Source organism: Bradyrhizobium sp. FW305-F6 (genome assembly GCF_058782905.1).
Window position 1 is genome coordinate 17530 of the sequence record NZ_JBYSYD010000002.1, and the last position, 14091, is coordinate 31620.

14 protein-coding genes are annotated in these 14091 nt (G+C 61.6%); all 14 read right to left on the reverse strand.

All coding sequences use genetic code 11. From position 1 onward, the window contains the following. Nucleotides 1-3: 3 nt before the first annotated feature. The 14 genes from AC3WLX_RS11360 to AC3WLX_RS11425 all read right to left on the reverse strand — a co-directional run bounded on the left by AC3WLX_RS11360 (nucleotide 4) and on the right by AC3WLX_RS11425 (nucleotide 13648). On the reverse strand, nucleotides 4-2058 hold the full coding sequence (locus tag AC3WLX_RS11360; RefSeq protein ID WP_492335977.1) for a hypothetical protein: 2055 nt from the start codon (nucleotides 2056-2058) through the stop codon (nucleotides 4-6). Between the two features lie 24 nt (nucleotides 2059-2082). Then, a complete protein-coding gene (locus AC3WLX_RS11365; protein WP_492335978.1) occupies nucleotides 2083-2229 on the reverse strand; it encodes a hypothetical protein in 147 nt (48 codons plus the stop codon). A gap of 31 nt (nucleotides 2230-2260) precedes the next feature. Further along, entirely contained in the window at nucleotides 2261-3784 is a 1524-nt protein-coding gene (locus AC3WLX_RS11370) for a hypothetical protein (RefSeq protein WP_492335979.1), read from the reverse strand. Nucleotide 3785: 1 nt separating this feature from the next. Continuing rightward, complete coding sequence (locus AC3WLX_RS11375; protein WP_492335980.1) at nucleotides 3786-4523, reverse strand: hypothetical protein; 738 nt, start codon at nucleotides 4521-4523, stop codon at nucleotides 3786-3788. Further along, entirely contained in the window at nucleotides 4523-4738 is a 216-nt protein-coding gene (locus tag AC3WLX_RS11380; protein ID WP_492335981.1) for a hypothetical protein, read from the reverse strand. Before AC3WLX_RS11380 ends, AC3WLX_RS11375 begins: the two co-directional genes overlap by 1 nt. Continuing rightward, a complete protein-coding gene (locus AC3WLX_RS11385; RefSeq protein WP_492335982.1) occupies nucleotides 4735-6156 on the reverse strand; it encodes a packaged DNA stabilization protein in 1422 nt (473 codons plus the stop codon). Before AC3WLX_RS11385 ends, AC3WLX_RS11380 begins: the two co-directional genes overlap by 4 nt. Then, nucleotides 6157-6507, reverse strand: coding sequence for a hypothetical protein (locus AC3WLX_RS11390; protein ID WP_492335983.1), 351 nt, complete (start codon nucleotides 6505-6507; stop codon nucleotides 6157-6159). Next, the gene (locus tag AC3WLX_RS11395; protein ID WP_492335984.1) at nucleotides 6507-7109 is read right to left on the reverse strand and encodes a hypothetical protein; all 603 of its coding nucleotides are present in this window, start codon (nucleotides 7107-7109) and stop codon (nucleotides 6507-6509) included. Before AC3WLX_RS11395 ends, AC3WLX_RS11390 begins: the two co-directional genes overlap by 1 nt. A 68-nt stretch (nucleotides 7110-7177) precedes the next feature. Further along, complete coding sequence (locus AC3WLX_RS11400) at nucleotides 7178-7633, reverse strand: hypothetical protein (RefSeq protein ID WP_492335985.1); 456 nt, start codon at nucleotides 7631-7633, stop codon at nucleotides 7178-7180. Nucleotides 7634-7646: 13 nt separating this feature from the next. Continuing rightward, on the reverse strand, nucleotides 7647-8741 hold the full coding sequence (locus tag AC3WLX_RS11405) for a phage capsid family protein (RefSeq protein WP_492335986.1): 1095 nt from the start codon (nucleotides 8739-8741) through the stop codon (nucleotides 7647-7649). 25 nt (nucleotides 8742-8766) lie between these two features. After that, a complete protein-coding gene (locus AC3WLX_RS11410) occupies nucleotides 8767-9636 on the reverse strand; it encodes a hypothetical protein (RefSeq protein WP_492335987.1) in 870 nt (289 codons plus the stop codon). 109 nt (nucleotides 9637-9745) lie between these two features. Continuing rightward, on the reverse strand, nucleotides 9746-11788 hold the full coding sequence (locus AC3WLX_RS11415) for a portal protein (protein ID WP_492335988.1): 2043 nt from the start codon (nucleotides 11786-11788) through the stop codon (nucleotides 9746-9748). Beyond that, nucleotides 11788-13158, reverse strand: a complete 1371-nt coding sequence (gene terL / locus AC3WLX_RS11420) for a phage terminase large subunit (RefSeq protein WP_492335989.1) — start codon at nucleotides 13156-13158, stop codon at nucleotides 11788-11790. Before terL ends, AC3WLX_RS11415 begins: the two co-directional genes overlap by 1 nt. Before the next feature lie 43 nt (nucleotides 13159-13201). Next, nucleotides 13202-13648 (reverse strand): terminase small subunit, encoded by a 447-nt coding sequence (locus AC3WLX_RS11425; RefSeq protein ID WP_492335990.1) that lies wholly within the window; start codon nucleotides 13646-13648, stop codon nucleotides 13202-13204. Nucleotides 13649-14091 lie beyond the last annotated feature (443 nt).

The window sequence follows — 14091 nt, forward strand, 5'->3', positions numbered from 1 at the left end:
GTCCTACTTTCTGTCTTCCCGAGCGCGTTCGCCGAGATAGACAAGGCGGGTCGTGATGGCTGCAGCTCGAGCTGATTGCGGCGGGGCGGTCGCGAGCTGCCGGAAGAGCGTCGCGGCGGCCGGATTGGTCAGGAGATCGGCAATCTGAGCGACGTTGCCACCCATGCGCCATTGTTCGATGCGCTGGTTGATCTTCGACGGTAGCTTGAGGCCGCCGGACGCCACGCCAGTTAGAGCCTCGGCGACAGTCCCGCCGTTCTTGAGCTCGCGCTGGACCTCTTGATTGAACGCCGTCTGCGAGCCAATGCGCTGGCGGTTGCCCTGCGCTTCAAGGATGTTGAGGAAGCGGTCAAAACCTTGGTACGCCTGTCCGCCACGGAGTGCAGTGATTGCAGCCTCGAGGTTCGCCGCCTGCTGGGGGTTTCCGCGCAGCACGGCTGCAAAGCCGGCCCCGCCGAACTCATTCGCGCCCGACTGCAAGCGCTGAACGGCCTCATTGAATGTCTGCTCAACATGCGCCCGCACGAGCTGGGTAGCAGCTTGGGGGCTACGCTGCGCTACCGCTCGCACGGCCGTTTCAATCTCGCGCTGGCTTTGCGGCAATGGGTTGGCTGGAAAAAGCACGTCGATAGCGCGCTTGGTGGAGAGATCGTTCTGAGCCAGCCGGCCAATCGGTCCATTCAAAAGCGGCTGCAGGTATTGGTCGCGCAGGGCCTGCTGCTGCGTGCGCGCGGCCTCGTAGGCGCCCTGAACGCCTGGCCGAGATCCGGTGACAGTGTCAGCCGCGGTCATCGGCACGGTGCGCGCATCCTCGAAGTTCGCCGCAGCAAGATTCGAGGTATTAGCCTGGCCGGGCATACGGGCATTTTCGGCCTGCTCCCTCATGCGCCGCTGTACAAGATCAATCACGCCGACGCTGTCATCCGGCAGATGCTCGATCGTGCGGTTCAGGGCTGGATTGTTGCGGACCTCCTGTAGGGTCTGGGCATATAGAGGGTCTTGGGCAAGCGCCTGATGGACGGCCGGACCGACCCGTTGCTGCTCGGCGGCCTGGTAGAGCGGTCGCGTGTGGCGGTTGATCGCTTGCGTCACGTCCTGGACGGTGCCTTGGGCCGCTTGGCCGATAGCAGGCCCGATATTGCTCGGAGCGGCAGCGGCCGGCGCCAGATTGTCGAAGACGACCCGCGCTGCATCCTCAACCTGTCCCGGCCGCTGCGCCATGAACGGGCGGAGTTCTCCAGCGCCCTCCACCACGCGCTGCAGGTTGCCGAGGTTTGTCGCGCCGCCGGTCACATGCTGGAGCGCTTCCGCCCTGGTGATCGGAACGCCCATCTGCTGAGCTGCTTGGAACAGTTGCTCAGCCTGATCGATCTGCGCAGTCGTCGCACCACGCGCGGCGCGACCCACAGCGGCTTCTGCAGCATTTGGCGCCGTAGCCCAATGTCCCGTGGCTCCAGCGACCACAGCCGCGCCAGCGCGTGCCCACGGCTCAAATGGGGTGCCTTCAGTTGCTTGCCCCGCCGCTTCCGATGCCACCCCCGGCACCAGCCCGAGTGCAATTGCGTTGCGCGCCATGTTCCCCGGGCCAAGGAGCGCGGAGGGGACAAATTCCACGCCAGTCTTGGTGTACCGACCAGCCGTGGTCTGCGGCTCGTAATAGAGCGGAGAAGACTCATGAAATGCCTTGCCGGTATACGGCTCCAAAGCACTCCGCGGAATGACGGCATTTCGGTCGTTTTCTGCCCTCACCTCATCAACTGGACGGCCTTGCACATAGGCTTGCCCGCGGGTGATACCTTCCTGGGCCAGAAGCGCCAAGTCAGCAGGTGCCCCGGCCAGACCTGCCACGCCCTTGTCAAGGCCGGAAATCGCGGACAGCCCAATGTCTTTGCCGTAGCGGATGACCTTGTCCGTGGTAGATTCTGCTGGTGCAAAATCATCAAACGTCAGGGCGCCACCACCACCGTTCTTCTCGGGCTTTGCCGGGCTCACATAAAGGCGCTCGCTCGGCCTTGTTCGCGCTGAAGCGACTTCTTCATCAAAGGTCAATGCAGGCATGTGGCAAGCGCTCGTGAAGCTGGTTCAAGCCGCGATCTTCGTTGCGACGATCGGCTGGGCGATGTCGTGGGGTACTCCAGAAAGCAAAAACGGCATCGCCGTCGCAATCTTTGGCGTCATGGTCGTGTTCGTGACCACCGTCGTCCCTTGGCTCATCTTCATGATGTTCAAGCAGCTGATCGAAGACATCCGAAAACGCCGCTCAAAGCCCACTCGGATCGATGTTGTTGTCCCGGAGCTTCTTGAGGATCGCATCCCGGGCCGCTGGGTTTCTGGCGATAGCCGCCTTCGCATTGGCAAGTGACTGATCGATCTCGACCTTGGTCATCGGCACTTCGCGGACGTTGTCAGGCGCCTTGGGATTTGGCATCGTCGCGGAAGCGGGATTGGTGGGATCAGCCTTGAAGCCCGTTTTCGCGAAATCCTTGAAGTTCTGATACGGGCTCGGAAGCTCCCGCATCTGCTTGAGCGCCTCTGCCGGGGTGATCTCGCGCGTCAGCGCCTTTTCGGCGATTGCAGCCCGGTCCAACTTGTACTGGGCCAATCCAGCCAGCGTGTTGCTGATGATTTCATTGCCCTCCGGGGTGTTGATCAATTTGGGAAGGCTGTTCTTGAACATCCGGCCTTCATAATCCGACGTGGCACCAGATCCTGGGACCCGCTGTTGCGGCGTCAGCTTGTCAATGATCGAGCTGTAGGCTTCGACAGCGCCGACGTTGTCGCCGACCTTGATGCCGTAGTCGGCCAACGCCTTCTGGATCGCGGCCGGCGCACCCGTTTTGACGACGGCGCCCAGGTCACGAAGCTGCCCTACCAAGGCGAGATCGGCCTTGGCATTATCGCCCTCTTCGCTCAGCTTCTCGAAGCGCTTGGCGAGTGCCTTACCACCTTCCTGAGCAAGAGCGGTTTCACCCTTCTGATCGATGTTTATCTCGGTTTTCCCCGCGGCGCGAAGCTGCTTCTCCACGTCGAGCAAGGCGGGATTGGACTGAAGCGCCCGCAGCGTCTGGATCTTCTCCGGCTCCTTCATGTTCTTGAAGGCCTCGGTCAGCAGCATCTTCGCAACTTCCTTCCGCTCGGGAGAAACGTTGCGGGAGGACATGGCTTGTATCAAGCCGGGAACGGCTTCAGCACCGATCTGTCCGGCGGGCGCCGTCACGGCAGCGCCTGGCGCGGCGGCCGGAGCCGTGACTGTCGGCAACGACCCCGCATCAGCCATCTGCACCGGAGGGCGCTGGCCGGAGGCCTTGGGCGGATCATAGATGCCGGCAGCAACACCCTCTGCATCACCCATGACACGCGGAGACGACGGCACGGGAGCGCCGGGCGCTACGGCCGGGATGGCGGCGGCCGGCGCCGCACCTGGCACAGGGGTCGGGTTGGGCAAGGGCACGGCAGGACCCGGCTTCGCGCCATAGAGACCACCGAGCCCCGTTAGACTTTGATCGAACCTGGCATCCGCCTCACGCCCAAGCGCTTCCTTGCGTTGCTGCTCGGCGAGCGCGAGAAACTGCAAGGTGTGCGTCACGTCGCCCATGTCGGCCGTCTGTGCCGCAGCTGCTCGATAGTCGAGCGTGCCATTAGCGAGGCCTTTGCCAAGATCCGAAAGCTTCTGCTGGTTCTGAGCCTGCTTGTAAACCTGACCAAGCTGGGCCAACGACTGGCCGAGGTTGAGATCTCCGACAAAGGCCTGCGAGCTCGGGAGCTGGAGCGGGTTAATCGCCATGCTACTTCAACCAGCTGAAGGCGCCGCCGCCCGTCGCGAGCTGGCCCGCCTGAGTGAATGCTGATCCAAGCCCGCCAAGCCCACCGCCGCCGCCCATTGCCAAAGACGCGATCCCAAGACCGGCCCCGAGCAGGTTTTTTGCGCCAGCGGCCTCACCCTGGGCCTGCAAGTTGTTCGCGCCGACGTTGCCGCTCGTCACGTTACCCTGAAGGCTGATGCGGTTTGTGGCGTCGTTCTGGTACAGATTGCCGATTCCGGTATCGATGCCCGACCTTGCACCAGCGACTGTGAGAGCTTTGTCACTCAGGCCGGTCAGTCCGGTCAGCCAATTCCCCCACTGCTGGTTCTGCGCGTTCTGGCCGAACGTCAGCGCGTCCAGGTCAGCGTTGCCGCTGCTGAGCATGCCGCCGGCCGCGCGGCGCCGATTGAGCACGTCAATCCCGGCATCGATGCCGGCCTCGTAGCCGGGAGCGGTCGTGAATGCCGCCTTCGCAGCCTCATTCCCGGAGGCCCCGTTCAAACCGTATGCGTTGCCGAGCATCGTCAGAGCACCTTGATAGGTGCCCATCAGCGGATCGAACTCTCCCTTCGCCGTTGTGAGCGCGCTGAGGGAATTCTTCAGGCCGGAGTCGAGATAGCCGGTGCCCTTTGCAAGGTAGTCAGCATATTCCTGCTTGTTCTTGGCCGCGGCTTCCTTCTCAGCGCCGCCGCCAAACAGGGTATCGAAAAATCCTGCCATCAGTTGGCTCCGCCTTTGAACTTCTTCGCCGTGGCGTCCCACACCGGAACCTGGCCATTGGTGATGGCCGTGCTGTTATCGAAGTCGATTGCGCCAAGGATGCCGCCGTTGATCGCGTTCGCGATGTCCTTCAGCTTCGTGTACCAGTCCGGGTTCATCTGCCCATTGGACAACACAAGGGGCACGTCGTAGCCCGGAAGCTCGATCTTCTTCATGCCAGCCGATCCGCCATCATGTCAGCGCCCATGAAGCCGAAGTTGACGGGCGATGAAGCATCAAACCTCCAGCGGACACCCTGAACATCGGCGTGGCCCCACAAATGCGAACGCACGCGACCGGCCGTGATGGACTGTCGACCCACTTTGAGTACCCGCGGCTTGCTCCACGTCTGTCCGCCATCCCGTGAGACAGAAACTTCAATATCCGGATCGGTCTGCACAGGATCGGAACCTGTCGCGATGCCGACTCCCTTGGTCAGGTAGAGCTCGAGCGAGTTGACAGCCAGCGGAGACGGGAACGCGCCGAACGGGCCAGTTTCGATCCTCATCCGGATTGGATCGCCGATCTCGTCCTGTATGAAGCCATCAATGGTCAGCAGCTTGCCGCCGAGACTATCGCCGCAGATCCACTTTCCGAACGCGTTGATGGGCTTCACGGCCCGCCAAAAGGTCTTCAGATAACTCTGCCGCTCAACCCAGCACTGTAATCCGACATCGTAGAGCCAGCACCAAGTCGGCGACTGTACCGCGACATAGGAATGGCCTCGCGCAATGAAGCAGGTAATTACGAGAGCCGTTCGATCGATCTTAATCTGCTGCTCGATCAGGTCGTCCAGATCGTCAGGGGATATCTTGACGGTCTGGTATCCATTCAAGGTGTGAACGCCGCTATCGTCGCCGATCAGAAAGCGCCCTTTGCCAAAACCGTCCTCATGACCGCAGATGCAGTAGGGGCCGGCCAAGCCCCGGTCGATGGTGGCGATGTAGTTGAATAGATAGCCGGTGTCGTTCTGCCCGCCCCACACCTCCAGGGAATTCGACCCGCAGAGCAGCACTTGGCCGTTGCCGAGAGGTACTGGGCAATAGAGCGTGTCTGGCTTGCTCTCCGCCGTCGCGTTGGACAGCGAGTTGATCGTCAGTGAGTTCGTGTTCGAATTCTTGGTCGTGCCGTCGCCATAGGTGAAAACGAAGGCTCCCCGAAGGAAAGTGACCGCGTTTGGCTGCCCGATGTTCGGATCCGAATATGTTGAGACCACCCCACCCGCGACCGTGAACGCACCGTCTCCAGGCGACACGATGACGATATGAGGGTTCGCCGCATTGTCCCGCGCCATAAACACGAGAGCCGTTCCGTTAACCGAGCCTGTCAGCTGCGTTCCGGTTCCGCCAGCGGCCGGGAACGTGTAGACCTTCGTGTCGAACACCGCGTAGATCAGCGTCCCGACGAGTAGAGCCCCGCGGAATTTCGCTCCTCCCGCCGTGCCGAAGGCCACAAGCCCAGGAGCTCGGAAGTACGCGTACTTCTGCCCCGCAGTGTCGCTCAGCCGCTCCAGGACGACATTGATCAAGCGTCCGCCCGATGTATTGACCTGTCGTCCCGGCGCCGTGATCAGCGGAAAGGGTACGGCGACCAATCAGAAGTCCTCGAACTCGACCACGTCGCCCTTGTTCGCTCCCGTGCCGCCCAAGGCCCGCAGATCGGCCTCCGTCACCGCGGGCTGGCAATCGGGGAGTTGATCAAGAGGCACCCCGAAGCGGCCCGCAGCGGCCCAAGCGAGCCTGAGCGAAAGCGGATCAAACATCTCGTCTGGGATATCGTCTGCGTCCGGCAAATAGATCACTTGCCGGGCGTTGAGATTGGCGACAAGCGGGTCGATCCGGTCGTCAATAGCTTGAGCGGTCACTGCATCCGGCGATTCGCCGGCAACCAGCTTTTTCAGCCGCTCAAGTGCTGCGTTTCCGAGATCGACCCGCGTCCTGGACATCAGCGGCCCTGCTGCTCAGCGCGAGCGGCGTTGATCTGAGCCTGGCGCTCGGCTTCGGCATTCGCCTCGTCGTTCTGCTCGCGGCGGATATCGGCCATATCAGCTTCGTGCTCCTCAGCACGGGCCTTGGCTTCCTCACGCAGCCGGTCCTTCGAGGGACGACCACGGCGTCGCGGCTGCCGATTAAACGTAGCCTCGCCTTCGCGCCGCATCTGATCCGCAACGTTGGGATCTGCGGTGCCGTATTCTTCCATACGGTTGGCGAGAACATTGTCATCGAAGGTGAGGTTGTCTTCCTCGTCCTCGACTTTCGCTTCCCGTTCAGCCTTTTCGCGCTGTTCGTCGCCGAAGGTCTTCTCGCCTTCGATCGAGAACATCGGGTTGCCGGCGATCTTGTTGCGAAGCTCGGGGCGGACTTCCTTGGCTTCGCCAGCCTTGAACGTCGTTCCGTAGGCCTCGACGGTTTGCGGATCGCCCGGCGCCGGATGATAGGTCACGCTGAGCTTGCCATTGTCCGGATTGTCCACCGGCTGCTGGCGGGTCGCTGGATCAGCCGGGGTATAGGCGGAATCAGCCGCCGGAGTGGATTGGATCTCTGCCATCTGACTGGCTCCTTCAAAAGGGTTGAATGAAAACGAGGGCCACCGATCTCTCAGCGGCCCTCGTCCAATCAGTTGTTCGGCCAAGCCGTTCCGATGTTCTCGCGCTTGACTGCGAAGGTCATCACGACATGGGCCTTGCCGGTCGTCGCCGCGGTGCCCGACTGCGTATACTTCGCATAGACGACCTTGTCGGCCGCAAGCGGGATGCCGGTGAGCGCGCCGGTCAGGTTGCCCTTGAAGCCGGTAGCACCAGACGCAGTGCCGGCGGAGGTTGCGAATCCGTCGTCATCGTCCACGGTGCCGACCACAAGCACGTTGGTCGTGGCCGCATTGAATGCGGTCTCGATCGTAACATGGCAGTAAAGTGGGATGGTGCCCGCCTCCAGCGCGCCGATCGGGATGCCCGGGCTGGTGCCGATCGCCGCATTGCCGGTGTCCGTCATGTTGAACGTAACGGTGCGCCGGACAAACTGAAGGCCAGTGTCTTCCGGGTGCCGAACCGGATTGGTCCAATAGTTACCCATGCTCAGGGCCTCCTTACAGGTTCGATGCGGCGTAGAAGCCGGTCACGATGCCGCGCTGCTTGCCGTAGACGGTCGTGTCAGTGCCGCCGATGGTGGACGAGTAGCAGAGCTTCTTCATGCCCCACTTACCGAACATGCCGAGGCCTTCGACCTGGCCGTAGTCGTCTTCCTGCTCGCGGGAGCGGTAGCGGGACTTGATCGCCCAGCCGAGTGCTTCCTGGCCGCACAGGTAGACGGGATAGACGTTGGCGCCGCCGTTGCCGATGCCGGTATAGACGGGCATGTCGTCCACCTCGTGGATAATCACGCCGTCCATCTCGCGGTCGCCGCCCATGAAAATGGACTCGTTCCGCTTGACGACCGATACCTGGGTTTCGGTCACACGCACCGACTTCTTGTAGTCACGCATGATGCGAGGATGCACGAAGGCAACGAAGAAGCGCTGGTTGGAGCGCTCCTTGACCTCAATCGGCGTAATGCGCGGGCTGGCCGAAAGCGCAATAGCCTTGAGGTCGATCGCGGAATCCATCGTGAAGATGTCGTTAGTGGTGTCCACGTTGCCGGCCGCAGTTGCGAACGTCGTGGAGTAGTTGGCGGTCCCGTTGCCGAACAGCACCCGGTCAGCGTTGTTCGTGACCCAGTTGTTCTTGTCGGTCGTGGTCGCCGTATCGAACGGAACATCGCAGTTCGAGCCTACGTCACCGAGGCGATCGATGGTTTCCCACTTCACATCCTCGTTCGCCCAGGTCTTGAGCGTGGTGCGGGCAGCGTCGCGCAGGTTGATCGCAGCCAGATCCACGTCGAGCTCGTGCAGCGAGATGCCCTTCTTGCGCATGCGCCAGAAGGCCTTGTCGCCGTACTCGCCGAGCACATCCTCATGGCCCCGCAGCGGCTGACGATCGTAGATCGTGCCGCGCTTCAAGTTGGTGATGAACTCGAAGGTGATGCCATTACCACGGCGGGAGGCGAAATCCTCCTTCATCCGGATAATGTTGTTGGGGGACGTTCCCGCATACTGCGAGAACGGATTGGACTGGAAGAATTCAGTCGAGAACTCGTCATCCCAGATCGTGGGAGACAAGTTCGCATTGACGCGAGTCTCAGCCATCTTTGCTCCTTAAGAGCGAGGCGCCTTATCGCCCGCCCATGATTTCAGAGAGTGGTTTTGGGCCTGAGAACGCCACGGCAGCGCGAGGGCCATTGTTGCGGGCCTGCGCAAATGACGTGGGCATGTTCTGCGGCTGCTGCTGAGCCTGCTGCTGTTGACCGCCCTGCATCTCGGCAAGGAGTTCGGCCTTGATCCTCTCGCGCTCGGAATTCCTCCAAGCCTCGGGATCATCGCCATAGGTCGTGAGCGCAGACTGCTCCTTGTGCCAGCGCACGAGTTCACCGTAGGGATGGCGGCTGTTCATGATCCGCATGTACGTGGCCTGCATCCCTTGCGGGTTGGAGTTCACGCGGGCGGTCAGGTCGCTCATCGCTTGGCTAACGGCTTCCTCTCCGAACTTGTCGACTGCCATCATGTGCGAGAAGTCTTCACGCGTCTGGCCCAGACCCTGGGTCAGCGGCGAAAGAGCCTTCTGCAAACGAGCCTCAAAGGCAGCATCCGGGTTCTCGAAGAAATCCGGCGGCGGCGTGGGCGGAGCGGCGGGTTGCGCCGGCCTCTGCTGAAACTGCCTTAGCTGGTTCAGAGCCTGGTCAAGCTGACTGCGTAGGTTGGTGACCTCGCCGGTCCACTTCTCTTCGGCCTTTGCCAGCCGAGCGTCGAAAGCCTGTACCGGAATGTACCCCGGCGGCGGCTTATCCTGCTCGTTCTGCTGCTGTTGCGGCGGCGCCTCGGGCTGCTGCTGAGCTTGCTGGGCGGCTTCCTGCTCGGCCTGTTGTCTGGCTTGGCTGGCGAACCGTCCGCGCTCATCGCGGCCGTCATTGCGCTGCTGCTGTTGCTCGTTCTGTTCCTCACCCCCTTGCGGGCGCGAGTCCATGATTGCATCCAAGTCCTGCATGACACTTCTCCGATATCGCTGTGAGTTGCGGACGCCCGATTAGGCCCGGCATCGGCCATCGCCCTTGAAGCTGGCGGCGCTATCGCCCGGATCCCGGCGGCGGTAAGCTTTACTGAGCTGGTTGGCGGCTGGCCGCGGCTTCGCGGCTCTGCTGCTGATCGAAATGCTGCTGATCCTGCCAAGACGGCGTCTCGCGAAGCCGGTGGCCATGATCCGCGATCGCAAGCCCAATTTCGGCGAGCGTCTTTTTGGTCTGCGCTTCCTTGTGGCCCGCGCTGGCGTTCTTGTCCCTGATCTCTGCGGCGGCCTGGGCGGCGGCAAAGACCGGCGGCAGCTGCGGCTCTCCCGGCCCGTCCGGCATGCCTTCGGAGCCCGCCCGAGCCAGGTTGAGGGCAACCTTGGACCTGGTCTCCTCGACCTTCGCCGCCTCGCCTGCCAACGCGATCTGCTGCGCTTGCTGCTGCTCTGGGCTGGCCTGCCGCCGCTGCTGGACGATCTTCATGATCTTGCCCTTGTTGCGAAGGCTGGACATCTCAACCCAAGCCTCAGCGGGCAGCTGCTGCATTTCAGGCGACACCTTGGCGAGCTCGGTCATCTTGCCGAACTCCTCGTCCTGCATCGTGCCCGCGTGCGGCGCCTCATCGACCTCAATATCCACGTCGATCTGGGACAGCTGGTTCTGCACGATGGGCTGCCCGGTCTGCGGGTTGATGACTGGATTACCCATCTGATCCATCATCGGGACGTTGATGCCGACCCAGCGGAGGTTCTGCATGTCGTCTGTGACCCGGATCCAGTCCTGCGCGGTCCAGAACTGCCGAATGCGGTTCCAGATCTTGCGGTAGAGCTGCAGATCCATCTCATGCAGCACGTCGTAAACCGGCTGAGCCTCTATCGAGCCGCCCTGCTGATTGGCGAGGATGGCCCGTCCCGACTGATCGGCCCCGCCCTTCCCCATCAGCGAGGCGTTTGGCCCCTGCGCGAGGAAGCGGGCTTCATGCTGCTGCAGCAGCTCGAACTGCTTGTCGGCCATATCCCCGGTCGGGATGATGCCGAAGTGCTTGCCGAACTCTACGCCAGGCGCCAGCACCACATCCCCGTCCGGCCGTGCCAACTGGCGCCGCATCTCCAATGGACTTTGCGAGCCTAGCGCGGTCTCGGTCCGAAACGTCTGCCGTGTCGAGATCAGATGCTGGAACTTCGACGTGCGGTGGTTGATGCCGTCCTGAAGGTCGATCAGGTCGCGGATTTCACCATAGCGGTTGTTGTCGCGATCGACGTTGGCCGATCCCCAGGCATACGGATCTTCAGGCTGGCCGAACTCGTCAAGCCACGGCGACGGGCCATAATTGAGAAGCCCGCCCTTTGTGAACTCGGCAAAGCAAATTTGGCCCGTGCCGAGGTGCTTGAAATACAGCTGCACGACGCGGACGCGCCAGCGCTTGTTATAGGCCACCCAGGTCGTCATGCGAGGCTTGTCGTCAAACGATCCGCCAGCCCGGCCAAACGACACGGTCTCATCGAAAACCTGCCCCGCGCCCTCGCCGTAGCGCGCAATAGCCTCCTCCCGGTCCATCCACAGCACCAGGAAGCGGTAGTTCGCGTCCTCGAACATGTCGTCCGAGGAATACGGGTCCCAGCCCATGCGGTCCCAAGGACAGCGACGAACGATGACGACCGGGTTCGGGCGCCCTGGCCGTTGCTCAACCGTGACCTCGTAGCCGCCCCAGCCAGCGGACAGTACGTCCTTGAAGGCCTTGGACCTGATCTTGTTGAACTTGTTTTGGTCGCAGACAAACCGTAGCGCGTCGGTGCAAGAATTGGCATCCTGCTCATGCTGCGGCGTGCGCGGCGAGGCTTTCGGATCGGTGCGGCGGCTCTGCTCGAGGCCCTGCAAGAACCTGATCTTCGGCTTGATGTGGTTGTCCATCAAGGCAGCCTGGCCGCGCTTGCGGAGCTTCTTGACCTCTTCCTCAGTCCACTGCTTGCCGTCGTAATAGTCTACATCACGCTCGGCCTTCTGCACGTTCGGCCGGCCGGCATCCTCCGATTCCTCGAACATGGACACCAAACGCGCGTGCTCGCTCGCCCAGTCGATTTGCCCGGCAGCTGCCGGCTCCTGATACTGAGCGAGCGCGACGACTTCACCCATTAAGCGACCTTCCAGTCGTCGCCGGCTTCGTCATCACCCCCATCAAATTTGCCGAAGTAGTCCGGCTTGCGCGGGAGATCGTGACCGCGCTTCTTTTCGGGTCTGACGCCATCGGCCATCTTGTCCAAAAGCTGCCCTACGAGTCCAAGGGCATCGACTTGATCGTCGTGCTTGCCGGCAGGAAAGCTAAGGAGCTCGCTCCGGAGATCGGCGTACCATGATGCGTTGTGAGGTACGTATAGCCCTTCAAGTGCCATGCGACCGCGAATCGATTGAGCTCGGACGGCTTTGTCTCCCCGCGTTGGGAACTGCTCGCGGACGACCCAGGCTTTCCGCTCACGTTGCCTCCGATCTATGAAGGGGCCCACGCCCGATCTGATCTGCCCTGTTTCCTCTGCCCAGCCGACCGGGCGCCACTTGATTACGAGGTCACAGAACGCTTCGATCCACCTATCCGCTGCGGTCTGACCACGCCAAAGATCAAGCAGATACATCCGGCCTTCAGGATCAAGTCCGACAACCACATGGCAGGTGTAGTCGCCCCCGTCAGCCGTCACAGCGTAGTCGCTACCGCCGTAGACCCTTAGCGTTTTCGGATCTGGCGCCTTGTCGTACGGCCGCAACCAATCCGACTTGAAGTAATCCCCCTCTTCCGGAGCCGGCTGCTGCTGGTAGAGCGCGGCCCACATCATGGGCGTTGACTCTGCCTTGCGCTGCCTCAGATAGGCGCCGTAGTTGTAGCCCTTCGGGTCGTCCCAGAGAAATTCACCAGGCTTTCGGCCAAGCAGATCACCTTCGCCGGCAATTGCCGGGATCGAGATCACACGGGCATTCAGAATGCCCTTGTTAACTTGCGCAAGCACGCGGCCTGCAATGTCCTCCTCGTGCCAGCGCGTATGCATGATCACACGGCGGGCGCCGGGTTTCAGACGAGCCGAGAAGTCGTCAATGTACCAATCCCAGCGCTTTGCTCGGACCGTCTCCGACCAAGCATCTTCGCGGCTGCCGAACGGGTCATCGATCAAGCCCAGATCGGCGCGGAATCCGCTGATGCCGACACCCGCGCCAACGCCGTAATATTCTCCTCCGCTCGTCAGCGCCCACCGTGACGCGGCCTGATTGCTTTGATCGGGCTCAATTCCGAGGGTTAGCGCGTTGTCCCGAACGTCGCCGCGAACCTTCCGTCCCCAGCGCTCGGCAAACTCAACCGAGTGCGTCGCAGCCAACACGTTGTGCTTGGGATGCGCCGCCATGTACCAGGACGGGAACAGATGCGAGACGTATGTGCTCTTGGCCGAACCTGGCGGAGCGAAGATCAGCAGATTGTCGATCACCCCGAAGGTGATGTCCTCAAGGCCTTGGATGATCATCTGGTGATGCTCAGCCGGCTCAAATCCCATAGACCTAGCGTATTCAGTTAAGCTGCGCCTTATCGACCGACGCCTCTGCAGTTCCCTCGCCGCCGCTGTCCTTGAGAACGGCTGCGAGTTCCGCGTCACTGACTTGGGCGGGGTCGACAACATTACGGTTCGTGTTCTCTGCCTTGTCGATCCAAAGGCCTGCGAGCTTTGCCTTGGCCGTCAGCGCAGCGACAGCGGCGGAAATCTGCTTGGCTTCCTTGGCCGCCTCCTGGAGCTCGCCGGCTTCCCGGATCAGGCTCTCGAGCGTGACCTCCGCGCGAAGTGAGCCGACTTCCTGGAGTTCAGCTACTCGCTTCAACACGCTTTCATTTGCTTTCAGCCGCGTGGCGTTGCCGCGGTTTTCTGAATACCCAGCAAGAACATAAGCCTCATCAGCCGTCTTGCCCTTCGCAAGGGCTTGAGCAAACCGCTCATGTTTGGGATTTGGCAGTACAGGCATCGACGCTTACCCCCCCCGACGACAAGACCCCTGCGGAGGTCAGGGCGCAAAGGATGGACAAAGAGGAGCTCTTGAGACTCAGCAGCGAATCGCTGGTAAATTGCGACCGAGCGGGAGTTGCCCGCGAAGAACAACAGCAGCCTCCTGACCAAGCCTGTTTTTCAACCTCGGGTGACGGCAGGCTTTGGGCGGTAACAAGCAGGACTTTGATACTCAACTCGCCCCATAAACTGGGGAAACGCATCGCCAAGCGCAGGCGGTGAATTCTGATGCGTCCTCTAATCACCTGGAGTGTCTAATGGCAATGTCAGACGAGGAGTGGAATGTCAGGGCGGGTGCAGCCGCGCTGGCGGCGTGTTTAGTCCAAACAATCCAGGAGTCAGACCCAACGTTTAAGGATCGATTCCTAAAGAACCTGGAGCACGCCTACTATCATTTTCGAG